General features: G+C 61.1%; 20 protein-coding genes and 1 riboswitch. Of the genes, 11 read left to right on the top strand and 9 right to left on the bottom strand.

All coding sequences use genetic code 11. From position 1 onward, the window contains the following. Positions 1-4: 4 nt before the first annotated feature. Together madL and madM are read left to right on the top strand one after the other, a co-directional pair. Positions 5-421: a malonate transporter subunit MadL gene (madL, locus tag C9422_RS02640; protein WP_008050285.1), complete on the top strand. Its 417-nt coding sequence runs from the start codon at positions 5-7 to the stop codon at positions 419-421. A gap of 1 nt (position 422) precedes the next feature. Next, positions 423-1,187, top strand: coding sequence for a malonate transporter subunit MadM (madM, locus tag C9422_RS02635; protein ID WP_116579615.1), 765 nt, complete (start codon positions 423-425; stop codon positions 1,185-1,187). A gap of 155 nt (positions 1,188-1,342) precedes the next feature. On the opposite strand, the gene C9422_RS02630 is transcribed toward madM, so the two are convergent. Next, complete coding sequence (locus tag C9422_RS02630; RefSeq protein ID WP_007975432.1) at positions 1,343-2,257, bottom strand: LysR substrate-binding domain-containing protein; 915 nt, start codon at positions 2,255-2,257, stop codon at positions 1,343-1,345. Between the two features lie 240 nt (positions 2,258-2,497). On the opposite strand from C9422_RS02630, the gene C9422_RS02625 reads away from it, so the two are divergent. Further along, a complete protein-coding gene (locus C9422_RS02625; RefSeq protein ID WP_007975433.1) occupies positions 2,498-3,115 on the top strand; it encodes a hemolysin III family protein in 618 nt (205 codons plus the stop codon). Here the strand turns inward: C9422_RS02625 and C9422_RS02620 are convergent. Further along, the gene (locus C9422_RS02620; RefSeq protein ID WP_102673447.1) at positions 3,112-4,029 is read right to left on the bottom strand and encodes a LysR family transcriptional regulator; all 918 of its coding nucleotides are present in this window, start codon (positions 4,027-4,029) and stop codon (positions 3,112-3,114) included. The genes C9422_RS02625 and C9422_RS02620 overlap by 4 nt on opposite strands. 109 nt (positions 4,030-4,138) lie before the next feature. Between C9422_RS02620 and C9422_RS02615 the strand changes: the two genes are divergently transcribed. From C9422_RS02615 to C9422_RS02605, 3 genes are read left to right on the top strand one after another with little or no spacing between them, the layout of a single operon-like run. Then, positions 4,139-5,380: a D-amino acid dehydrogenase gene (locus C9422_RS02615; protein WP_116579614.1), complete on the top strand. Its 1,242-nt coding sequence runs from the start codon at positions 4,139-4,141 to the stop codon at positions 5,378-5,380. A 27-nt stretch (positions 5,381-5,407) separates the two neighbouring features. Continuing rightward, positions 5,408-5,758, top strand: a complete 351-nt coding sequence (locus C9422_RS02610; protein WP_116579613.1) for a RidA family protein — start codon at positions 5,408-5,410, stop codon at positions 5,756-5,758. A gap of 29 nt (positions 5,759-5,787) precedes the next feature. After that, positions 5,788-6,690, top strand: coding sequence for a transporter substrate-binding domain-containing protein (locus tag C9422_RS02605; RefSeq protein WP_116579612.1), 903 nt, complete (start codon positions 5,788-5,790; stop codon positions 6,688-6,690). A gap of 58 nt (positions 6,691-6,748) precedes the next feature. On the opposite strand, the gene C9422_RS02600 is transcribed toward C9422_RS02605, so the two are convergent. Together C9422_RS02600 and C9422_RS02595 are read right to left on the bottom strand one after the other, a co-directional pair. Continuing rightward, complete coding sequence (locus C9422_RS02600; protein ID WP_116579611.1) at positions 6,749-7,468, bottom strand: 16S rRNA (uracil(1498)-N(3))-methyltransferase; 720 nt, start codon at positions 7,466-7,468, stop codon at positions 6,749-6,751. Between the two features lie 142 nt (positions 7,469-7,610). After that, positions 7,611-9,017: an adenosylmethionine--8-amino-7-oxononanoate transaminase gene (locus C9422_RS02595; protein ID WP_116579610.1), complete on the bottom strand. Its 1,407-nt coding sequence runs from the start codon at positions 9,015-9,017 to the stop codon at positions 7,611-7,613. 223 nt (positions 9,018-9,240) lie between these two features. Here C9422_RS02595 and C9422_RS02590 point away from each other — a divergent pair, with 223 nt between their 5' ends. The 3 genes from C9422_RS02590 to C9422_RS02580 all read left to right on the top strand — a co-directional run bounded on the left by C9422_RS02590 (position 9,241) and on the right by C9422_RS02580 (position 12,448). Continuing rightward, the gene (locus tag C9422_RS02590; RefSeq protein WP_116579609.1) at positions 9,241-11,007 is read left to right on the top strand and encodes a flavin monoamine oxidase family protein; all 1,767 of its coding nucleotides are present in this window, start codon (positions 9,241-9,243) and stop codon (positions 11,005-11,007) included. Between the two features lie 263 nt (positions 11,008-11,270). Further along, positions 11,271-11,822: a cytochrome b gene (locus C9422_RS02585; RefSeq protein ID WP_116579608.1), complete on the top strand. Its 552-nt coding sequence runs from the start codon at positions 11,271-11,273 to the stop codon at positions 11,820-11,822. Positions 11,823-11,854: 32 nt separating this feature from the next. Continuing rightward, a complete protein-coding gene (locus C9422_RS02580) occupies positions 11,855-12,448 on the top strand; it encodes a YceI family protein (protein ID WP_116579607.1) in 594 nt (197 codons plus the stop codon). A 233-nt stretch (positions 12,449-12,681) separates the two neighbouring features. On the opposite strand, the gene C9422_RS02575 is transcribed toward C9422_RS02580, so the two are convergent. The 4 genes from C9422_RS02575 to ahcY form a co-directional block, all read right to left on the bottom strand. Continuing rightward, entirely contained in the window at positions 12,682-14,544 is a 1,863-nt protein-coding gene (locus C9422_RS02575) for a DEAD/DEAH box helicase (protein ID WP_102699937.1), read from the bottom strand. A 222-nt stretch (positions 14,545-14,766) separates the two neighbouring features. Next, entirely contained in the window at positions 14,767-15,582 is an 816-nt protein-coding gene (locus tag C9422_RS02570) for an ABC transporter substrate-binding protein (RefSeq protein WP_116579606.1), read from the bottom strand. Positions 15,583-15,726: 144 nt separating this feature from the next. Further along, positions 15,727-16,572, bottom strand: coding sequence for a methylenetetrahydrofolate reductase [NAD(P)H] (metF, locus tag C9422_RS02565; protein WP_116579605.1), 846 nt, complete (start codon positions 16,570-16,572; stop codon positions 15,727-15,729). A 141-nt stretch (positions 16,573-16,713) separates the two neighbouring features. Then, positions 16,714-18,123: an adenosylhomocysteinase gene (gene ahcY / locus C9422_RS02560; protein WP_102699935.1), complete on the bottom strand. Its 1,410-nt coding sequence runs from the start codon at positions 18,121-18,123 to the stop codon at positions 16,714-16,716. A 23-nt stretch (positions 18,124-18,146) separates the two neighbouring features. After that, a riboswitch (S-adenosyl-L-homocysteine riboswitch) is annotated at positions 18,147-18,246 on the bottom strand. A 188-nt stretch (positions 18,247-18,434) separates the two neighbouring features. Between ahcY and C9422_RS02555 the strand changes: the two genes are divergently transcribed. Continuing rightward, positions 18,435-18,839: an acyl-CoA thioesterase gene (locus tag C9422_RS02555; protein ID WP_102699934.1), complete on the top strand. Its 405-nt coding sequence runs from the start codon at positions 18,435-18,437 to the stop codon at positions 18,837-18,839. Positions 18,840-18,986: 147 nt separating this feature from the next. After that, positions 18,987-19,883, top strand: coding sequence for a formate/nitrite transporter family protein (locus C9422_RS02550; RefSeq protein WP_116579604.1), 897 nt, complete (start codon positions 18,987-18,989; stop codon positions 19,881-19,883). A 3-nt stretch (positions 19,884-19,886) separates the two neighbouring features. On the opposite strand, the gene C9422_RS02545 is transcribed toward C9422_RS02550, so the two are convergent. After that, entirely contained in the window at positions 19,887-21,056 is a 1,170-nt protein-coding gene (locus tag C9422_RS02545; RefSeq protein WP_116579603.1) for an MFS transporter, read from the bottom strand. Positions 21,057-21,290: the final 234 nt, after the last annotated feature.

Genomic DNA, 21,290 nt, shown 5'->3' with positions numbered 1-21,290 from the left:
GACAATGATTATTTACGGTGTGGCGCTGTTGGCGATCTGTACGCTGGCAGGGGTGATCATGGGTGACATGCTCGGCGTGTTGCTGGGCGTGAAATCAAACGTCGGCGGCGTCGGGATCGCGATGATCCTGCTGATTTGCGCACGGTTGTGGATGCACAGGCGTGGCGGCATGACCCGGGAGTGCGAGATGGGCGTCGGCTTCTGGGGCGCGATGTACATCCCGGTGGTGGTGGCGATGGCGGCGCAACAAAACGTGGTCACGGCGCTGCACGGTGGCCCGGTGGCGGTGCTGGCGGCGATCGGTTCGGTGGTGGTTTGCGGTTGCACCATTGCCCTGATCAGCCGGACTCACAAAGGTGAACCCTTGCCCGATGAACCGGCGGATGTAACGCAGGTTGGCGCACCGGCAGGAGGTCGCTGATATGTGGGATCTGATCAAGAACGGTCTGGAACACAACGGTCTGGTCACCGCATTCGCCTTCGTCGGCGTGATCATGTGGGTGTCAGTGGTGATCTCCAAACGCCTGACCTTCGGACGCATCCACGGTTCGGCGATTGCCATCGTCATCGGCCTGGTGCTGGCCTGGGTTGGCGGAACTATGACCGGCGGGCAAAAGGGCCTGGCGGACTTGACGCTGTTTTCCGGCATCGGGTTGATGGGCGGCGCCATGCTTCGGGACTTCGCCATCGTTGCCACGGCATTCGAGGTGCAGGCCACGGAAGCGAGAAAGGCCGGTTTGATCGGCGTGATCGCGCTGCTGTTGGGAACGGTGCTGCCGTTCATTGTCGGCGCGTGCATGGCCTGGGTATTCGGTTACCGCGATGCGGTGAGCATGACCACCATCGGCGCCGGTGCGGTGACCTACATCGTCGGGCCAGTGACCGGAGCCGCGATTGGCGCCAGTTCCGATGTGGTGGCGCTGTCGATTGCCACCGGCCTGATCAAGGCGATCCTGGTGATGGTCGGTACACCGATGGCGGCGCGCTGGATGGGCCTGGACAACCCGCGTTCGGCGATGGTGTTCGGTGGGTTGGCCGGGACGGTCAGCGGCGTGACTGCGGGGCTGGCGGCGACAGATCGGCGCCTGGTGCCTTATGGCGCGTTGACCGCGACCTTCCACACCGGGCTTGGCTGCCTGCTGGGGCCTTCGCTGTTGTTCTTCATTGTTCGCGGGATTGTCGGGTAGTCCAGTGAGCGCTTTTTGTGGCGAGGGAGCTTGCTCCCGCTGGGCTGCGTAGCAGCCCTGAGATCGGCTACCGAGATGAGTCAGGTAAATTCGGTGGTCTGGTTTTGCGGGCGCTTCGCACCCGAGCGGGAGCAAGCTCCCTCGCCACAAGGGTTTCAAGCCTGGCGATTGGCATACATCCGACACTCCGCCAGCAACGCCAACAGGTTCGGATCACGCTCCTTGGCCTTCAGGAACACCACGCCAATGTGTTGCTGCAAGCGGTACTTTTCCTGCAACGGGATCAGCTTCACCCGGTTCTCGTACACCGCCGCAATCCGCCCCGGCAGCAGCGCATAACCCACGCCCGAACTGACCATGCTCAGCAGGGTGAAGATGTCGTTGACCTGCATCGCCACCTTCGGCTCGAACCCTGCCTGCTCGAATACCCGCTTGCCGTCCTGATGGGTGGCGAAGCCCTGGGTCAGGGTGATGAAGGTTTCGTCGCGGACTTCGGCCAGGTCGACTTCAGTCCGTTGGGCAAACTTCGAGTCGGCGGGGGTGGCGAGGAAGATGTCGTCGGAAAACAGCGGGATCTGTTCGCAATCCGGATCGTTGACACTCTCGTCCAGCGACACCAGGGCCGCATCGACTTCCATGTTCTTGAGCTTGTAGAGCAGGTCGATATTGGAGCCCAGAATCAGGTCGATGTTGAGCTCGCTGCGGCGGATTTTCAGGCCCATGATCAGTTGCGGCACGGTCTTCACCGTCAGCGAATACAGCGAGCCCAACTTGAAACGCTCGGCCGAGAATCCGGCGGCCTCGCGGGTCAGGCGCACACTTTCGACGACATCCTGAATCAGCTTCTGCGCCCGCTCCTCCAGCACGTAAGCGCTTTCCAGCGGTGTGAGGTTGCGGCCTTCATGCTTGAACAACGGGCAGCGCAGGGCACTTTCCAGGGAATGGATCGCCCGATGCACGCTGACGTTGCTGGTCTGCAATTCGGCGGCGGCGCGTGCCAGGTTGCCGGTGCGCATGAAGGCCAGGAACACCTCGAGTTTTTTCAGGGTCAACTCTTCATCGATCAGCATGGGGCGGACTCTTTTTGGTATCGGTCAATTGTGCCCGTTAAACACGGAGCGTTGTAGGAGCTGCCGAAGGCTGCGATCTTTTGATCTTGATTTTTCGCTGCCCTTGACGGTGCTGAAAATCAAAAGATCGCAGCCTTCGGCAGCTCCTACACGGGATTGCGCTATACGGAAACATTGCGCTTTTACGCTTGAGGGCTGAGCCTTGCGCGTTGCGCTGATGAAATTCGAGGTGAGCACCACATGTATCACGGAGAAAGACTAAATGCCTGGACGCATCTGGCGGGGGCCGTGGCGGCGTTTATCGGCGGGGTGTGGCTGATTGTGCTGGCCAGTCTCGACGGCAGTCCGTGGAAGATTGTCAGCATGGCGATCTACGCCTTTACCCTGCTGGTGCTTTACAGCGCATCGACCGTGTACCACAGCGTGCGCGGACGCAAGAAAGCGATCATGCAGAAGGTCGATCACTTCTCGATCTACCTGTTGATCGCCGGCAGCTACACGCCGTTCTGCCTGGTGACCCTGCGCGGGCCGTGGGGCTGGACCTTGTTCGGGATTGTCTGGGGGCTGGCGCTGATCGGTATCCTGCAAGAGATCAAGCCGCGTTCGGAGGCGCGGATTCTGTCGATCGTGATTTATGCGGTGATGGGCTGGATCGTGCTGGTGGCGGTCAAGCCGCTGCTCGCGGCGCTGGGCGGCGCCGGATTTGCGTGGTTGGCCTCGGGCGGGGTGTTGTATACCGTGGGGATTATCTTTTTTGCCCTTGATCATCGCCTGCGCCATGCCCACGGGATCTGGCATCTGTTCGTGATCGCCGGGAGCTTGCTGCACTTTGTGGCGATTTTCTTTTATGTCCTTTAAGGCCGTACCGGGGCCAACCGATCCAGTTGCTCCCGGGCTCGGCGGCTGAATACCTGCAACAGGTCGTTCAAGGTATGGGGCGGCGGTTCGGCGGCACGGGTCACTGCGTACAGGGTGATGGGTAACGGCGGTGCCAGAGGGCGGATCATTGTGTTGGCGGGAGAGGCGCCAAGGGCGGTGAACGGATCGATCACCGCCAGGCCCGCGCCGGATTCCACCATCGCCCGTGCCAGTGAGTAGGTTTGCACGGCGATGCGTACCCGGGGTGGCGGTTCGACCGCTTCCAGGTAACTGTCGAGCCGCGCGGCCAGTGGGTCGGCGCTGGACAAGCCGATCAGCGGCGCATCCGCCAGCGCCATCAGCGGCAACGGTTTACCCACCTCTTCCTGAGGCCAGTAACCACTCGGCGCCAGCGCCACCAGCACACCGGACGCCAGCGCCTGGGCCTTGAGCCCCGGGTGATCCGGGCGTTGCAGGGTCAGGGCGACATCCACTTCGCGCATCAACAGGTTCTGCACCAGTTCGCGACTGTGGGCGCTGGAGAGTTCGCAAGCGATGTCCGGGTAACGCCCGGTCCATTCGTGAATGGCTGGCGGCAGCAATGACAGGGCCAGCGCCGGGGTGGCACCGATGCGCAGGCTGTGGCCCGGTTCGCGGCGCAGGCTCTGCGCCAGGCGTCGCACGCCTTGCAGGCTTTCACTGACCTTGTCCACTTCACGCTCCAGCTCCAGCGCTTCCGGCGTCGCCTGCAACTTGCCGCGTACCCGCAGGAACAGCGGGAAACCCAATTGTTGCTCGGCGTGCTGCAACACCTTGCTCACCGCTGGCTGCGAGACGTGCAGCAATTGCGCAGCAGCGCTGATCGAACCGGTCTGGCGGATGGCCTGGAAAATTTCGATATGGCGAAGGCGCATGGCAAGTCCATAACCTTTGTTTATGGGTTTGCCATCTTTATGCATTGTTCAACGTCTGTCACCTGGCTCTAACCTTGGCCTCGTCTTCACAACGGTTTTAAGGACGGACATGGCTCAGCGTGTGTGCATCATCGGTGGCGGTGTGATTGGCCTGGCAACGGCCTATGCGCTGGTGCGCGACGGCTTTGAAGTGACGGTGGTCGAGGCACGGGACTCGCTGGGCAGCGAAACCAGCTTCGCCAACGGCGGCCAGTTGTCCTATCGCTATGTCGCGCCCCTGGCCGACGCCGGTGTGCCTTTGCAAGCCATTGGCTGGATGCTGCGCGGCGACTCACCATTGAAGCTGCGCCCGCGCTTTGACCCGGCCCAGTGGCGCTGGATGGCATCGTTCCTCGGCGCCTGCCGCCGCTCGGTCAACCGCGAGAACGCCGCGCACTTGCTGCGCCTGGCGCTGTTCAGCCAGGACACATTGAAGTCCTGGCGCGAGGGCGATGGGCTGACGGGATTCCAATGGCGGCGCAATGGCAAACTGGTGACTTTCCGCCAGGACAGCAGCTTCGAGCGTGCGCGCCAGAACCTGGCCGACCCGCAGCAACAGCAGGTGTTGTCTCCGGCCGAATGCGCGCAACTGGAACCGGCGCTGATCGATGCGCCCTTTGTCGGGGCGATCTACACCCCGGACGAAGAGGTGGGCGACTGCCACGGTTTTTGCCAGCAACTGGCCGCCCGACTGCAAGCGTCCGGTCGTTGCGAGTTTCGTCTCGGGCAAGCGGTAACCGGCATCCGCCACAGCAATGGCAGCGTCAACGCCATCGAACTAAGCGAGCAAGTGCTGCCGGTCGATCAACTGGTGATCGCCGCCGGTCACCGCAGTCCGCTGTTGGCGCTTCCCGGGCTGCAACTGCCACTTTATCCGCTCAAGGGCTACAGCCTGACCGTGCCGATCGGCGCCGGTCACCGGGCGCCGGACGTGAGCATTACCGACTACGACCGCAAGATCGTCTATGCCCGCATCGGCAAACAATTGCGAGTGGCGGCAATGGTCGACATTGTCGGCTTCGACCCTGCTTTGGACCCCAAGCGCCTGGCGCTGATCAAGCGTCAGGCCCATGACACCTTTCCAGATGCCGGCGCCTATGACAAAGCCGTCGAGTGGGCTGGCATGCGCCCGGCCACCCCTGGCGGCGTGCCGTTGCTGGGCGCGACGGCCTATCGCAACCTGTGGCTCAACCTCGGCCATGGCGCGCTGGGTTTTACCCTGGCATGCGGCAGCGGGCGCTTGCTCAGCGAGCTGATCGGCGAGCGCCAGCCGTCCATTGACCTTCAGGGTTTCAGCCACCGGGTCGCCTGAATACTGATTTCTGAAGAGGACATTGCAATGACTATTACCCGACTGCACAGCAACCCGCGCCTGTCTGGCGCCGTGACCTTTGGCGACCTGGTGTTTCTCTCCGGGCAGGTGCCGGGCGATGCCCGGGATGCCAGCGGCCAGACCCGCGAAGTGCTGGCGAAAATCGATACCTTGCTGGCCGAGGCGGGTAGCGACAAGGATCATCTGCTCAGTGCGACCATCTACCTGAAGAGCATCACCGAGGATTTCGCCGCGATGAACGAGGTCTGGTCGGCCTGGCTATCGCCGGGGCAGGCACCGAGCCGCACCACCGTGCAGGCCGAACTGGCCCGCCCGCAGGTGCTGGTGGAAATCACCGTCATCGCTGCACGCGTCTGATAAACCAACACCCACAACGGAGAATAACAATGCAAAAAATCACGTTGCTCGCTTGTACGCTTGGCCTGTTGCTCGGCAGTCAGGTTCAGGCCAATGAAGCGCCCCTGACCGGCACCCTGAGCAAAATCGCCAGCGCCAACAGCATCACCCTGGGCTATCGCGATGCTTCGGTGCCGTTCTCCTACGTGGGTGATCACAGCGGCAAACCGATGGGTTACTCGGTGGATCTGGCGGGCAAGATCGTCGAGCGCATCCAGCAGCAACTGGCGCTGCCGGACTTGAAGGTGAAGTACAACCTGGTGACCTCGCAGACCCGTATTCCACTGGTGCAAAACGGCACCGTGGACCTGGAGTGCGGCTCCACCGGCGTGACCGCCGAACGACAGAAGCAGGTGGCGTTCTCTTATGGTTTCATCTACGTCAAAGGCCAGTTGCTGACCGCGAAGGACAGCGGGATCAAGGGCTTCGCTGACCTGCGCGGCAAGAACGTGGTGACCACCGCCGGCACCACCAACGAGCGCTTCCTGAAAAGCTACAACGTCGATCACAAGATCGACATGTTCGTGATCAGCGCCAAGGATCACGGCGAAGCCTTCCAGATGCTGCAGTCGGGCCGGGCGGCGGCGTTCTACATGGACGACGCGCTGCTCTATGGCGAGCGCGCAAAGGCCAACGACCCACACAAATGGGTGGTGGTCGGGGAGGAGCAATCGCGGGAGATCTACAGCTGCATGGTGCGCAAGGACGATCCGCAGTTCCTGGCGCTGGTCAACGGTGCGTTGGCGGATCTGTACAGCTCGGGCGAGATCAATGGCATCTACAAACGCTGGTTCGAGCAGCCGATCCCGCCGAAGGGTTTGAACCTTGAATTCCCGATGACCAGCGAACTCAAGGCGATCATTGCCAAACCGGTGAGTGATCCGGTGCAGTAAATGCAAAAGATCGCAGCCTGCGTACATCCTGTAGGAGCTGCCGCAGGCTGCGATCTTTTCAGAAATCCCCCCAGAGTTGCTGGGCCACTGCCAACGCCACCACTGGCGCGGTTTCGGTGCGCAGCACTCGTGGACCGAGGCGGGCGGCGTGGAAGCCGCCGGCCTTGGCCTGATCGACTTCGGCATCGGACAAACCACCCTCCGGACCGATCAGGAATGCCAGACTTGAAGGTTTGGCATGGCTCACCAGCGGCTCGGCCACCGGGTGCAGCACCAGCTTCAACTCGGCTTGCGTCTGCTTCAACCAGTCAGCCAGCAACAGTGGCGGATGAATCAGCGGTACCCGTGAACGGCCGCATTGCTCGCAAGCGCTGATCGCCACCTGACGCCAGTGCAGCAGGCGTTTGTCGGCGCGCTCGTCCTTGAGTCGGACTTCGCAGCGTTCGGTGAAGATCGGGGTAATTTCGCTGACGCCCAGTTCCGTGGCTTTCTGAATCGCCCAGTCCATGCGCTCGCCTCGGGACAGGCCTTGGCCGAGATGGATTTGCAATGGCGATTCGATCTGCCCGGCAAAGCTTTCATCGATCTGCACCACGACGCGTTTTTTGCCGACTTCGACCAGCCGGGCGCGAAACTCCTGGCCCGAGCCGTCGAACAATTGCAACGCATCGCCCTCGGCCATGCGCAGCACACGGCTGATGTAATGGGCCTGGGCTTCGGGCAACTCGTGCTCGCCGGTGCTCAGGGGGGCGTCGATGAAGAAGCGGGACAGTCTCATGCGGGGTCTCTGAAAAAGGTGTAAATATCTGGCGGCCCCATCGCGGGCAAGCCCGCTCCCACAGGTACAGCGCAATCCTGTGGGAGCGGGCTTGCCCGCGATGACGGTAGTCCGGTCAGCGCTGAAGCTTAGGTGAAATCAATCAACCCGGATCACGGAACCCCGGATGGAAGTCCTTCGGCACCGCCACGCTGACGCTGTCACGGGTCGCTATATCGATCCCTTCGCTGGCCACTTCGGCCAGGAAGTCGATCTGCTCCGGGGTGATCACGTACGGCGGCAGGAAATACACCACGCTGCCCAATGGACGCAGTAAAGCACCGCGCTCCAGGGCGTGCTGGAACACCTTCAGGCCACGGCGTTCCTGCCACGGGTAAGCCTCTTTGCTGGCCTTGTCCTTGACCATCTCGATGGCCAGCACCATGCCGGTCTGGCGCACTTCGGACACGTTCGGGTGATCCACCAGATGCGCCGTCGACGAAGCCATGCGCTGCGCCAGGGCCTTGTTGTTCTCGATGACGTTGTCTTCTTCGAAGATGTCCAGCGTCGCCAGGGCCGCCGCGCACGCCAGCGGGTTGCCGGTGTAGCTGTGGGAGTGCAGGAAGGCGCGCAGGGTCGGGTAGTCGTCGTAGAAGGCGCTGTAGACTTCGTCTGTGGTCATGCACGCCGCCAGTGGCAGATAGCCGCCGGTCAGGGCCTTGGACAGGCACAGGAAGTCCGGGCGGATGCCGGCCTGTTCGCAGGCGAACATCGTCCCGGTGCGGCCGAAACCGACGGCGATTTCGTCGTGGATCAGGTGCACGCCATAGCGATCGCAGGCTTCGCGCAGCAGCTTGAGGTACACCGGGTGGTACATGCGCATGCCGCCGGCGCCTTGGATCAGCGGCTCGACAATGACTGCAGCCACGCTGTCATGGTTCTCGGCCAGGGTCTGTTCCATCGCGGCGAACATGTTGCGCGAGTGTTCTTCCCAGCTCATGCCCTCGGGACGCTGGTAGCAGTCCGGGCTCGGCACTTTGATGGTGTCCATCAGCAGCGCCTTGTAAGTCTCGGTGAACAGCGGCACGTCGCCCACCGACATCGCCGCCATGGTTTCGCCGTGGTAGCTGTTGGTCAGGGTGACGAAGCGCTTCTTGTTCGGCTGACCGCGATTGAGCCAGTAGTGAAAGCTCATTTTCAGCGCGACTTCGATGCAGGACGAACCGTTATCGGCGTAGAAGCACCGGGTCAGGCCCTCCGGCGTCATCTTCACCAGTCGTTCGGACAGTTCGATCACCGGTTGATGGCTGAAGCCGGCAAGGATCACATGTTCGAGCTGATCGACCTGGTCCTTGATGCACTGATTGATCCGCGGGTTGGCGTGCCCGAACACATTGACCCACCAGGAACTGACCGCATCGAGGTAGCGTTTGCCTTCGAAGTCTTCCAGCCACACGCCTTCCCCGCGTTTGATCGGGATCAGCGGCAGTTGTTCGTGATCTTTCATCTGGGTGCAGGGGTGCCACAACACGGCGAGATCGCGTTGCATCCACTGATTATTCAGGCCCATTTTCACTCTCCTGGAGGCGGTCCGTGACCTGCGCGGACAAACAATCGGGCAAGCCTATGCAATGCGTGCCACGGGGACAACCCATTGTGTCGAAAGAGCTACTTTGTCCTGACCGATAGACGTTGCTGGCAGGTGCCTGATAGCTGACGTATCCTTCGCGCTTCTTGAGCCGTCTGGCTCGCAAAAACTGCTGTTTTCCTCGTGTGATTCCGGAGTTCGCTGAATGTCTGTCGGTTGGCTGCGCGCCTGTGCGCTGGTGATGTTGGGGCTGTTCAGCGTGTCTGCGCTGGCCAAGGATAAAACCGCGATCGTGATCGGCGGCGGCCTGTCGGGCCTGACTGCCGCGTACGAGCTGCAGAGCAAGGGCTGGCAGGTCACCCTGCTGGAAGCCAGGTCGAGCCTGGGCGGCCGTTCCGGCATGGCCACCAGCGAGTGGATCGGCAACGACAAGACCCAGCCGGTGCTGAACAAGTACGTATCGAACTTCAAGCTGAGCACTACGCCGGCACCTGAGTTCGTGCGCACCCCTGGCTACCTGATCGACGGCGTGTATTACAGCGCTGCCGATCTTGCCACCAAGGAGCCAGCCACCGCCGAGGCGCTCAAGCGCTACGAAAAGACCCTGGATGATCTGGCGCGCTCGATCGATGACCCGCAGAACCCGGCCGCCAACAACACCTTGCACGCGCTGGATCAAGTCAACGTGTCGAGCTGGCTCGACAAGCAGAACCTGCCGGCCACCGCCCGCCAGTTGATCAACCAGCAGATCCGTACCCGCTACGACGAACCTTCGCGCTTGTCGCTGCTGTACTTCGCGCAGCAGAGCCGCGTCTACCGTGGTGTCTCCGATCGTGACCTGCGCGCTTCGCGCCTGGTCGGTGGCAGCCCGGTGCTGGCCCAGGCCCTGGTCAAGCAGCTGAAAACCATCAAGACCAATTCCCCGGTCTCGGCGATCATTCAGGACAAGGACGGCGTGACCGTCAAGGTCGACAACGTCGGCTACCAGGCTGACTACGTGGTGTTGGCCGTGCCATTGCGCGCCCTGAACAAGATCCAGATGACTCCGGCGCTGGACGCCCAGCACCTGGCAGCGATCAAGGGCACCAACTACGGCTGGCGCGACCAGATCATGCTGAAGTTCAAGACGCCGGTGTGGGAAAGCAAGGCGCGCATGTCCGGCGAGATCTACAGCAACACCGGCCTGGGCATGTTGTGGATCGAGCCTGCCCTGAAGGGCGGCGCCAACGTGGTGATCAACCTGTCCGGCGACAATGCGCGGGTGATGCAGGCGTTCGGCGACAAGCAGATGGTCGATCAGGTGTTGATCCGCCTGCACGCGTTCTATCCACAGGCTCGCGGCTCGTTCACCGGTTATGAAATCCGTCGCTACAGCACCGACCCGTCGACTGGCGGTGCCTACCTGGCCTTCGGTCCGGGCCAGATCAGCAAGTTCTGGCGCCTGTGGGAACGCCCGATTCAGCGCGTAACCTTCGCTGGCGAACACACCGATACCCTGTATCCGGGCACCCTGGAAGGCGCGCTGCGCACCGGTCAACGTGCGGCCAGCCAGGTTGAAGACCTGGCGGCGGGCAAGTCGTTCGAACCGGCGAAAGTGGTTCCGGCCGCCGCTGCGGCGGGCGCTGGTGCGGTGGCGGCGAAGAAGGGCAACTTCTTCAGCAACCTGTTCGGCGGCTCGGATGACGAGAAGAAGCCGGAACCGGTCAAGGCACCTGAGCCTGTTGCACCGCCAGCACCTGCTCCGGCGCCAGCCCCGGCCGCCGTGCCGGCACCGGTGGAAGCACCGAAGCCTGCGACACCGGTAAAAGCCGAGCCAGCCAAGAAGGCTCCGGCCAAAACACCAGCCAAGCCGGCCGCCAAGACCGAAGCGAAAAAAGCCCCGGCCAAGGCACCCGCCAAGAAAGCCGAGCCGGCCAAGAAGCCAGCGGCCAAACCGGCTGCGACGCCGGCAACGGATGCCAAGGCGCAGTAACGTTCAGGCGTAGAAAAAGCGCGGCTCAAGGGCCGCGCTTTTTTTTGCCTGGAAAAAGCCGGGACCAGAATCGAATAAATCTTTTGATACAGGTGTTAGCTGGTTTGTATTCACTTTTTCTCACAATTTCGACTTTAATCTTTCCTTAACTCGCAGGCTTCAGACTGTTGATCGTATTTTTCGATATTTCAAAGCAAATTTTTCCGCTTTAATTCGATAGATAACTCGATACTCTTGGGCCAGCACTTACAGGGATCCAGGCAATGCAGCTACGAAACTCTTCCTCCCGCTACGGCTGGGTCAGCATCTTCATGCACTGGGGCGTGGCGCTGGCCGTGTTCGGTTTGTTCGCCCTTGGCCTGTGGATGGTTGGGCTTGGCTATTACGACCCATGGCGCAAGGCAGGGCCGGATCTGCACAAGAGCATTGGATTGATCCTGCTGGGCGTCATGGTGCTGCGGGTGTTGTGGCGATTCGTCAGCCCACCACCACCGACCTTGAGCAGCTACAGCCGCATGACGCGTCTGGGCGCGAAATTCGGCCATGGCTTTCTGTATCTCTGCCTGTTCGCTGTGATGATTGCCGGTTACCTGATTTCCACCGCAGAAGGTGTCGGGATTCCGGTGTTTGACTGGTTTGAAGTGCCTGCCCTGATCTCCGGACTGCCGGATCAGGCAGATAACGCCGGTGCCATTCACCTCTACCTGGCGTGGGTGCTGGTAATTTTTTCCGGCCTCCATGCGTTGGCAGCATTGAAGCATCACTTTATCGATCGTGATGTGACCCTCAAGCGCATGCTGGGTCGCAAAGCCTGAAGTTCAACCTCGACTCCCAAGGAAAACAAAGCATGTTGAAAAAGACTCTCGCCGCTCTGGCAATCGGTTCCGCGCTGCTGTCCGCTAACGTGATGGCGGCTGACTACACCGTCGACAAGCAAGGCCAGCATGCCTTCGTCGACTTCAAGATCAGCCACCTGGGCTACAGCTACATCACCGGTACCTTCAAGGACATCGACGGCACGTTCAGCTTCGACGCTGCCAAGCCTGAAGACAGCAAGATCGAGTTCAACGTGAACACCGCGAGCGTTTTCACCAACAACGCCGAGCGTGACAAGCACATCTCCAGCAAAGACTTCCTGAAGGTGGCTGATTTCCCCAAGGCTACTTTCAAGTCCACCAGCGTTAAGTCCACTGGCAAAAACGCCGCCGGCAAAGATACTGCCGACGTGACTGGCGACCTGACCATTGCAGGCGTCACCAAGCCAGTCGTGGTCAAGGCCACTTTCCTGGGCGAAGGCAAGGATCCATGGGGCGGCTACCGTGCTGGCTTCGAGGGCACTACCAGCATCAAGCGTTCCGATTTCGGCAAGATGATGGACCTGGGTCCACAGTCCGACGCCGTGGATCTGTACGTTACGTTTGAAGGTGTCAAAGCGAAATAAATTTTCGCCCCTGACAAAAAAACGCCCGCTGCTCCCCTGAGCACGGGCGTTTTTTGTTGCCGTACACAATCCCCTGTAGGAGCTGCCGCAGGCTGCGATCTTTTGATCCTGTTTTTTTAAAAGCAAAATCAAAAGATCGCAGCCTGCGGCAGCTCCTACACAAAGCGGGTTGGTGTACCAAAAAAAATGCCCCGGACCTTGCGGTTCGGGGCATTTTTTATTGCAGCGATAACTCAGCGATTGCGGGTCAGCAATGCCGGTTTTTCACCACGAGGACGGCTTGGCAGTTGATCCAGCTGCTCAGGTGTCGGGAAGCGGTCGGCTTTCGATTCCTTGTGCATGATCTTCGGTGCCGGGCCACGCGGGTTCTGCACAGCCGGTTCCGAACGAGGCTGGTCGTCACGGGCCGGGCGGCGATTGCGTGAGTCTTCGCGGCGGGCCTGACCATCGCGCGGTGCGCCACTGCGAGGACCGCTACGCTTGGCCGGCGGGGTGCCGGTGCTGGCGCCATCGCTGTTGCGCGGACCGTTCTGGCGACCTTGTGGCTTGCCGGAACGTGGAGTGCCTGCGGCGGTGCCCTGTGCCGGAGCACCCGGACGGCGACCACGGCCTTGCGCGGGTTTCTGCTGCGGCACGTAGTCGACGCGGTTACCGAAGTTATCGATATCGTCGTCCAGGAACTCGTCCGGGGCACGGTCGGCGGCGGCACGAGGAGGCTGCGACGGACGCTGTTCGCGAGCCGGAGTGCCTTCACGTGGCTTTTGCTGACGGGCAGGGCGCTCGCCGCGTTCGCCGGCCGGTTTTTCCTTGCCCTTGTCCTTGCCTTTGTCCTTGCGACCGCCGCCGCCACCGCTGCCGTTCGGACCGTCGCCGCGCGGGCCACGTGGATTGCGCGGGTTGCGCATGTCCGGACGCTCGCGCACTTCAGGCTTTTCCGCCTCGATGGTGCTTGCATCGAAGCCCATCAGGTCGCCGTCGGCGATTTTCTGCTTGGTCATGCGTTCGATGCTTTTCAGCAGTTTTTCTTCGTCCGGGGCGACCAGCGAAATCGCCTCGCCCGAACGACCGGCACGACCGGTACGGCCGATACGGTGCACGTAGTCTTCATCGACATTCGGCAGTTCGAAGTTGACCACGTGTGGCAACTGGTCGATGTCCAGGCCGCGGGCGGCGATGTCGGTGGCCACCAGGATGCGCACGGTGCCGGCCTTGAAGTCGGCCAGGGCTTTGGTGCGGGCGTTCTGGCTCTTGTTGCCGTGGATCGCGACAGCGCTCAGGCCGTGTTTGTCCAGGTACTCGGCCAGGCGGTTGGCGCCGTGCTTGGTGCGGGTGAACACCAGCACCTGTTCCCAGGCGCCAGCGGTGATCAGGTGCGCCAGCAAGGCACGCTTGTGGCTGGCCGGCAGGCGGAATACGCGCTGTTCGATGCGCTCGACCGTGGTGTTCGGCGGCGTGACTTCGATGCGCTCCGGGTTGTGCAGCAGCTTGCCGGCGAGGTCGGTGATGTCCTTGGAGAAGGTCGCCGAGAACAGCAGGTTCTGGCGTTTGGCCGGCAGGCGGGCCAGGACCTTTTTCACGTCATGGACAAAGCCCATGTCGAGCATGCGGTCGGCCTCGTCCAGCACGAGGATTTCCACGTGGGACAGATCGACGCTGCCTTGGCCGGCCAGGTCGAGCAGGCGGCCAGGGCAGGCCACCAGCACGTCTACGCCACGGGACATGGCCTGAACCTGCGGGTTCATGCCGACACCACCGAAGATGCAGGCGCTGACGAACTTCAGGTCACGGGCATAGACCTTGAAGCTTTCATGCACTTGCGCGGCGAGTTCGCGAGTCGGGGTCAGGACCAGCACGCGCGGCTGGCGCGGGCCGTGACGCTGGGATTTGTCCGGGTGACCGTTAGGGAACAACCGCTCCAGGATCGGAAGGGCGAAACCGCCGGTTTTACCAGTACCTGTCTGTGCCGCGACCATCAGGTCGCGACCTTGCAACACGGCGGGAATGGCCCGCTGTTGCACCGGAGTAGGCTCGGTATAGCCCGCTGCCTCGATGGCGCGGACTAAAGCCTCGGAGAGACCGAGGGAAGCAAAGGACATGAGTAATCCTGTTTTAGTTAGGGCTTGGCCCAATGGGAGTCTTGCCTGGCGCGAATGGCGTTTAAGAGGACGCAATCCCGTCCGGTCCTGCTGGGTCTCGAAGGCTCGTCTGCAAGCGCTCGCGCGGGCTGAAAGCTGCGCAGTAGCGGGGTTGAGATGCCTTTAACGATTCCGGGCGTCCGGGCGTGAGCCTGGCGGGAAGGCCGGAGTATAACAGAGCAATCACTGCGCGCCGCTTTCCTGCTGCTCAACGGTTTTTTCCGTGGCGGCCGTGGCCTTTTCAGTCTTCATGTTGACGGCCGGTTCCGCGCCATAGCGGGCACTCAGTTCGGCGTAGGCGGGCTCGCGCTTGAAGCGCTTGAGTTCGGCACCGAAACGTTGCACCAGCAGATCCATGCCTGCATTGCGCCGCACCGCGAGAAACTGGCTTTGCTGGCTGATGATCGTCGGGTTTTCGGTGATCTTGTCGCGGATGCCCAGTTCATCGAGCAAATGCTGGCCGACCCGGCGGTCGGTAATCAACAGGTCAATCCGCCCTCGCAGCAGTTTGCCGAAGTTGGCTTCGTGAGTGGGCGCCGGCTCGCGGGTGAACAGCGTGGAGTCGCTGAAATCCTTGCTGTACAGGTAACCCGGCGAGGTGCCGATGGTCAGGCCGCGCAAGTCATCAAGGGTGCGAAACGGATGGGGCCGGTCATTGGCGTAGAACAACACGAACTGCACTTCAGACAGTGGTTCGCTGGGGTAGAGAAGGGTCGCATCACGTTCATCGCTGTGAAAGATGTCCAGCGCGCCGTCGGCCTGGCCGGATTCAAGCATCGACAGGCAGCGTTTCCATGGCAGGAACTGCCACTCCACTTCGATGCCCAGGCGCTTGAAGACAATGGCGGTGGTTTCGTAGTCAAGGCCCAGTGATTTGCCGTTGTCATCGTACACATAAGGCGCCCACGGCTCCGTGACAATGCGCAACTTCTCGCCCCGGGCGGCGAAGCTCAGGCAAGTGAAGGCAAGTACGGCGATTAACTGCGTGATCAAAGGCATGGGCTTGAGATTACGACGAGAAACCGGAAAGAGCCAGAAACTCACCGCAGATGCTCTAACTCCGTGGATTGAAGCAAAAGATCGCAGCCTGCGGCAGCTCCTACAAGAGCTGCCGCAGGCTGCGATCTTTTGATCCTGCTTTGCTTAACGCGGCAACTTCAGATTGTTCCACACCGCCAGGCTCGCTTCAGCCTGGTTCAGCGTGTAGAAGTGCAGCCCTGGAGCGCCACCTTGCAGCAGTTGTTCGCACATCTCGGTGATGACCTGTTCGCCAAAGCGCTGAATGCTCTGGGTGTCGTCGCCGTAAGCTTCCAGTTGCTTGCGGATCCAGCGCGGGATTTCCGCACCGCAGGCATCGGAGAAGCGCGCCAGCTTGTTGTAGTTGGTGATCGGCATGATGCCCGGCACGATCGGGATGTCCACGCCCAACGCCCGCACACGTTCCACGAAGTAGAAGTAGCAGTCGGCGTTGAAGAAGTACTGGGTGATCGCGCTGTCGGCGCCGGCGTTGGCCTTTCGCACGAAGTTGGCGACATCGTCTTCGAAGTTGCGCGCTTGCGGATGCATTTCCGGGTAGGCGGCAACTTCGATGTGGAAATGGTCGCCGGTTTCTTCACGAATGAATTCAACCAGGTCATTGGCGTGGCGCATTTCGCCACTGGCCATGCCCATTCCCGAAGGCAGGTCACCGCGCAGGGCGACGATGCGCTTGATGCCGGCGGCCTTGTACTGGGCCAGCAGACCGCGCAGGTCGTCTTTGCTGTCGCCCACGCAGGACAGGTGTGGAGCGGCAGGGATTTTGACTTCGCTTTCCAGCTGCAACACGGTGTTCAGCGTGCGATCACGGGTCGAACCGCCGGCGCCATAGGTGCAGGAAAAGAAATCGGGGTTGTAGAGGGCCAGCTGACGAGCAGTGGCGAGCAGCTTTTCATGCCCAGCATCGGTCTTCGTAGGGAAGAACTCGAAGCTGTAGCGACGATCTTGGGACATGGTCATATCCTTGGAAACACGTAAGCCGGACGCAGGCTCTTGTAGGAGCTGCCGCAGGCTGCGATCTTTTGATCCTGACAATCAAGGTCAAAAGATCGCAGCCTGCGGCAGCTCCTACAGAGAGCGATCAGTCAGATCCGATCAGTAGCGGTAAGCGTGCGGCTTGAACGGACCTTCGACGGTCACGCCGATGTAGTCGGCCTGGGTCTTGGTCAGTTGAGTCACAACGCCGCCGAAGCCACGGACCATTTCCAGGGCCACTTCTTCGTCGAGTTTCTTCGGCAGTACTTCAACGGTCAGGCGCTCGGCTTTTTGGGCTGGCGACAGGTCGGCGTACTTCTGGCCGAACAGGAAGATCTGCGCCAGAACCTGGTTGGCGAACGAACCGTCCATGATGCGGCTCGGGTGGCCGGTGGCGTTGCCCAGGTTAACCAAGCGGCCTTCGGCCAGCAGGATCAGGTAGTCGTCGTTCTGTGGGTCGAAATCGCCAGCGCCGGTGCGGTGGATCTTGTGAACCTGTGGCTTCACTTCTTCCCATGCCCAGTTCTTGCGCATGAAAGCGGTGTCGATTTCGTTGTCGAAGTGACCGATGTTGCAGACAACAGCGCGCTTCTTCAGGGCCTTGAGCATGTTTGCGTCGCAAACGTTGACGTTACCGGTGGTGGTCACGATCAGGTCGATCTTGCCCAGCAGCGCCTTGTCGATGCTGGCTTCGGTACCGTTGTTGATACCGTCGATGAACGGCGAAACCAGTTCGAAACCGTCCATGCAGGCTTGCATGGCGCAGATCGGGTCAACTTCGGAAACCTTGACGATCATGCCTTCCTGACGCAGGGACTGAGCGGAACCCTTGCCCACGTCACCGTAGCCGATCACCAGCGCTTGCTTGCCGGACAGCAGGTGGTCGGTGCCGCGCTTGATCGCATCGTTCAGGCTGTGACGGCAGCCGTACTTGTTGTCGTTCTTGCTCTTGGTCACCGAGTCGTTGACGTTGATGGCCGGGATTTTCAGCTCGCCCTTGGCCAGCATGTCCAGCAGGCGGTGAACGCCGGTGGTGGTTTCTTCGGTCACGCCGTGGACGCGATCCAGAACCTGTGGGTACTTCTTGTGCAGCAGCTCGGTCAGGTCGCCGCCGTCGTCGAGGATCATGTTGGCGTCCCATGGCTGGCCATCCTTGAGGATGGTCTGCTCCAGGCACCACTCGTACTCTTGTTCGGTTTCACCTTTCCAGGCGAAAACCGGGATACCGGCAGCGGCGATGGACGCGGCGGCCTGATCCTGAGTCGAGAAAATGTTGCAGGACGACCAGCGCACTTCGGCACCCAGGGCAACCAGGGTTTCGATCAGCACGGCCGTCTGAATGGTCATGTGGATGCAGCCGAGGATCTTCGCGCCCTTGAGCGGTTGCTCTTCGGAGTACTTGCGGCGCAGACCCATCAGGGCTGGCATTTCGGATTCGGCGATGATGGTTTCGCGACGGCCCCAGGCAGCCAGGGACATGTCGGCGACTTTGTAATCGGTAAAATCTGCAGGCGTGATAACAGCGCTCATGAAGAGCCTCCATTCGTAATGTATGCGAATGGGCGCCGTTGTGCGTTTAGTGTCTGGCTTAAGGCCAGGCAACGCCCCATCCGAGCCTGACAGGTCGAACCTGCTGCAGCGCCCCTCGGACAGGTGGCGGGAAAACGGTATCAAGTGATGATGACCGTTTTGAAACGGTGGCGATTATAGCTTTCTTTGAGCGGCAAGTTGCAAGCGACAAGCGACAAGCGAGAGCAGGACGGTTTTTACTTGCAGCTTGTGGCTTGAGACTTGAAGCTGGGGGCATCCACCACCATCGTTCAAACGCCTCGGAGCCCCCCATGAATTTCCACACCCGCAAATGGGTAAAACCCGAAGACCTCAATCCTAACGGCACGTTGTTCGGCGGCAGTCTGCTGCGCTGGATCGACGAAGAGGCGGCGATCTACGCCATCGTCCAGTTGGGAAACCAGCGTGTGGTGACCAAGTACATTTCCGAAATCAACTTCGTCAGCGCCTCGCGCCAGGGCGACATCATCGAACTGGGCATCACCGCCACCGAGTTCGGCCGTACCTCGATCACCCTGACCTGCGAAGTGCGCAACAAGATCACCCGCAAGAGCATCCTCACGGTCGAGAAAATGGTCTTCGTCAACCTCGGTGAAGACGGCTTGCCGGCGCCCCACGGCCGGACCGAGATCAAATACGTCAAAGACCAGTTCCAGGACGATGACGCCGGCTCGTAATGCGAGCCCGTAGGAGCTGCCGCAGGCTGTTATCTTTTGATCCTGATTTTTAAAGATCAAAAGATAACAGCCTGCGGCAGCTCCTACAGAACGGAATAGAACCCCCGCGTGTCGTAGCTAAATAGCCCGCCACTGGTTGCGCACATCATGAACTCGGCACAAGACGGCAAGACCCCGAACCTTTCGGCGCAAGAAGAGCATGATGTCGAAAAGAGCCAACCGCCCCGTGCTGCGGTGTTGCACGAGATCATCCGCACCCAGGGCGATCAGGAGCTGGAGCGCAGCATTGCCGCTTTGTGGTGGTCGGCGCTGGCGGCGGGGTTGACCATGGGCCTGTCGCTGATGGGCATGGGCCTGCTCAATTCGCGCCTTCCGGACGGCGAGGGATTCAAGGTGATCGCCAGTTTCGGTTATTGCGCCGGTTTCCTCGCGGTGATCCTCGCGCGTCAGCAACTGTTCACCGAAAACACCTTGACCGCCGTGCTGCCGGTGATGACCAAACCGACCCTGGCCAACTTCGGCCGTCTGCTGCGGCTGTGGACGGTGGTGCTGATCGGTAACCTCTGCGGCACCTTGCTGGTGGCGTACGTGATGCTGGAACTGCCGATTTTCGACAGCAAGACCGACGTCGCCTTTCTCGATATCGGCCGCAAGGTCATGGAAAACCACGCCAGCCAGATGTTCGCCAAGGGCATCGTTTCCGGCTGGATGATCGCGACCATGGTCTGGATGATTCCGTCCATGGAGAGCGCGAAGATGTGGATCATCATCCTCATCACCTACCTCATGGCGCTGGGAGACTTCACCCACATCGTCGTCGGCTCGCTGGAGGTTTCGTATCTGGTGTTTGCCGGCGAGTTGCCGTGGAGGGACTTCTGGCTGGTGTTCGCCGGGCCGACGCTGGCGGGGAACATCATTGGTGGCAGCTTTATTTTCGCGCTGATCAGTCATGCTCAGATCCGCAGCGAAAGCGGACCACCGAAAGCGTCTGCGGATCAGAGCGAAGCTGCTGATCCGCAGACGATCAAAAAACCATCAAGGTGATGCTCAGCCCACTACATTCAGCGCAGCCGCACCGCGACGCTGGCGATAGATGAAGAACAGCGCGGTCAGCACGGTCAAGCCGCTGACCAGTGCGCCGGTCCACGGCAAGTCCGCCAGATTCGCGCCGCTGGCCACTACCAGGCCGCCAATCCATGCGCCAGCGGCGTTGCCGAGGTTGAAGGCACTCTGGTTCAACGTTGAACCGAGGTTCGGTGCTTCATGGGCCTGATCGATGATCAGCAGTTGCAGGATCGGGCATAGCGCGAAGGCGAACGTCCCCCACAGCACCAGTGTGATTGCCGCCGGGATCACCGATTGGCTGGTTTGTGTGAATGCCGCCAGCACCACCAGCACCGCCAATGCCATGCCCACCAGCGATGGCAGCAAGCGGCTGTCCGCCAGGCGACCGCCGAGCATGCTGCCGGCGGTCAGGCCAACGCCGAACAACAGCAGCATGATGGTGACGCCGTGGGGGCTGACGCCAGTGATGTCCTGCAGGATCGGCGCGATGTAAGTGAACACACTGAACAGGCTGGTCGAGGCCAGCACGCTCATGCCCAGGGCCAGCAGCACATTGGCCTTGCCCAGCACCTTGAACTCGCTGGCCAGGTTGGCTTTATCCATCGCGATGTTTTTCGGCAGCCAGACCCATTGCGCAATCGCGGCCAGCACGCCGATCACCGACACCGCCCAGAACGTCGAGCGCCAACCCGCGTATTGCCCGAGCGCGGTACCCAATGGCACGCCGAGCACGTTGGCCAGGGTCAGGCCGGTGAACATCATGGCAATCGCCTGAGCCCGTTTGTTGGGGGCAACCAGCCCTGCAGCCACCACCGAACCGATGCCGAAAAAGGCGCCGTGGCAGAGTGCCGTGATTACCCGCGCGGCCATCAGCGTGGCGTAGTTCGGTGCCAGCGCGCAGAGCATGTTGCCGAGGATGAACATCAGCGTCATGCCTAGCAGGGTGGCTTTGCGTGGCATGTTGGCGGTGCCGACGGCGAGGATCGGCGCGCCGAACACCACGCCCAGGGCGTAACCGGTGATCAGCAATCCGGCATCGGGAATGCTGACGCCGAGATCGCGGGCGACGTCGGGCAACAGGCCCATGATCACGAATTCGGTGGTGCCGATGCCGAAGGCGGCAACAGCGAGGGCAAGCAAAGCGAGTGGCATGCGCAAGGTCTCTGTCGGTAGTCTTGACGCTGTGATCAGGCATACGCAGGCCGACGACCGTTCTCGACGAGAGCGGGCGGGGCAGGATTTTTATTGGAATTGGTCTGTGCGCAACTGAGTGCGGCGTGGTCGTTTGCAGTATAAACAGCTGCTGACATATGGCGAATCAATTCTCTACCCGGCTTCCTGTAGGAGCTGCCGCAGGCTGCGATCTTTTGATGTTTTTTTTCAGGA

The sequence above is a fragment of the Pseudomonas sp. B1(2018) genome, from assembly GCF_003097365.1.
In the GTDB taxonomy this organism is placed as follows: Bacteria; Pseudomonadota; Gammaproteobacteria; order Pseudomonadales; family Pseudomonadaceae; genus Aquipseudomonas; species Aquipseudomonas laurylsulfatiphila.
This window is presented reverse-complemented; position numbering and strand designations above follow the sequence as displayed.

What these genes read in the sequence shown, in the direction of transcription:
- C9422_RS02600 (WP_116579611.1), bottom strand. Translation starts at nt 7,468, where the DNA reads ATGAGACTGTCCCGCTTCTTCATCGACGCCCCCCTGAGCACCGGCGAG.
- C9422_RS02605 (WP_116579612.1), top strand. Translation starts at nt 5,788, where the DNA reads ATGCAAAAAATCACGTTGCTCGCTTGTACGCTTGGCCTGTTGCTCGGC.
- metF (WP_116579605.1), bottom strand. Translation starts at nt 16,572, where the DNA reads ATGTCCCAAGATCGTCGCTACAGCTTCGAGTTCTTCCCTACGAAGACC.
- C9422_RS02625 (WP_007975433.1), top strand. Translation starts at nt 2,498, where the DNA reads ATGTATCACGGAGAAAGACTAAATGCCTGGACGCATCTGGCGGGGGCC.
- C9422_RS02585 (WP_116579608.1), top strand. Translation starts at nt 11,271, where the DNA reads ATGCAGCTACGAAACTCTTCCTCCCGCTACGGCTGGGTCAGCATCTTC.
- C9422_RS02615 (WP_116579614.1), top strand. Translation starts at nt 4,139, where the DNA reads ATGGCTCAGCGTGTGTGCATCATCGGTGGCGGTGTGATTGGCCTGGCA.
- C9422_RS02590 (WP_116579609.1), top strand. Translation starts at nt 9,241, where the DNA reads ATGTCTGTCGGTTGGCTGCGCGCCTGTGCGCTGGTGATGTTGGGGCTG.
- C9422_RS02545 (WP_116579603.1), bottom strand. Translation starts at nt 21,056, where the DNA reads ATGCCACTCGCTTTGCTTGCCCTCGCTGTTGCCGCCTTCGGCATCGGC.
- C9422_RS02595 (WP_116579610.1), bottom strand. Translation starts at nt 9,017, where the DNA reads ATGGGCCTGAATAATCAGTGGATGCAACGCGATCTCGCCGTGTTGTGG.
- C9422_RS02610 (WP_116579613.1), top strand. Translation starts at nt 5,408, where the DNA reads ATGACTATTACCCGACTGCACAGCAACCCGCGCCTGTCTGGCGCCGTG.
- C9422_RS02575 (WP_102699937.1), bottom strand. Translation starts at nt 14,544, where the DNA reads ATGTCCTTTGCTTCCCTCGGTCTCTCCGAGGCTTTAGTCCGCGCCATC.
- C9422_RS02620 (WP_102673447.1), bottom strand. Translation starts at nt 4,029, where the DNA reads ATGCGCCTTCGCCATATCGAAATTTTCCAGGCCATCCGCCAGACCGGT.
- madM (WP_116579615.1), top strand. Translation starts at nt 423, where the DNA reads ATGTGGGATCTGATCAAGAACGGTCTGGAACACAACGGTCTGGTCACC.
- C9422_RS02570 (WP_116579606.1), bottom strand. Translation starts at nt 15,582, where the DNA reads ATGCCTTTGATCACGCAGTTAATCGCCGTACTTGCCTTCACTTGCCTG.
- ahcY (WP_102699935.1), bottom strand. Translation starts at nt 18,123, where the DNA reads ATGAGCGCTGTTATCACGCCTGCAGATTTTACCGATTACAAAGTCGCC.
- madL (WP_008050285.1), top strand. Translation starts at nt 5, where the DNA reads ATGATTATTTACGGTGTGGCGCTGTTGGCGATCTGTACGCTGGCAGGG.
- C9422_RS02555 (WP_102699934.1), top strand. Translation starts at nt 18,435, where the DNA reads ATGAATTTCCACACCCGCAAATGGGTAAAACCCGAAGACCTCAATCCT.
- C9422_RS02580 (WP_116579607.1), top strand. Translation starts at nt 11,855, where the DNA reads ATGTTGAAAAAGACTCTCGCCGCTCTGGCAATCGGTTCCGCGCTGCTG.
- C9422_RS02550 (WP_116579604.1), top strand. Translation starts at nt 18,987, where the DNA reads ATGAACTCGGCACAAGACGGCAAGACCCCGAACCTTTCGGCGCAAGAA.
- C9422_RS02630 (WP_007975432.1), bottom strand. Translation starts at nt 2,257, where the DNA reads ATGCTGATCGATGAAGAGTTGACCCTGAAAAAACTCGAGGTGTTCCTG.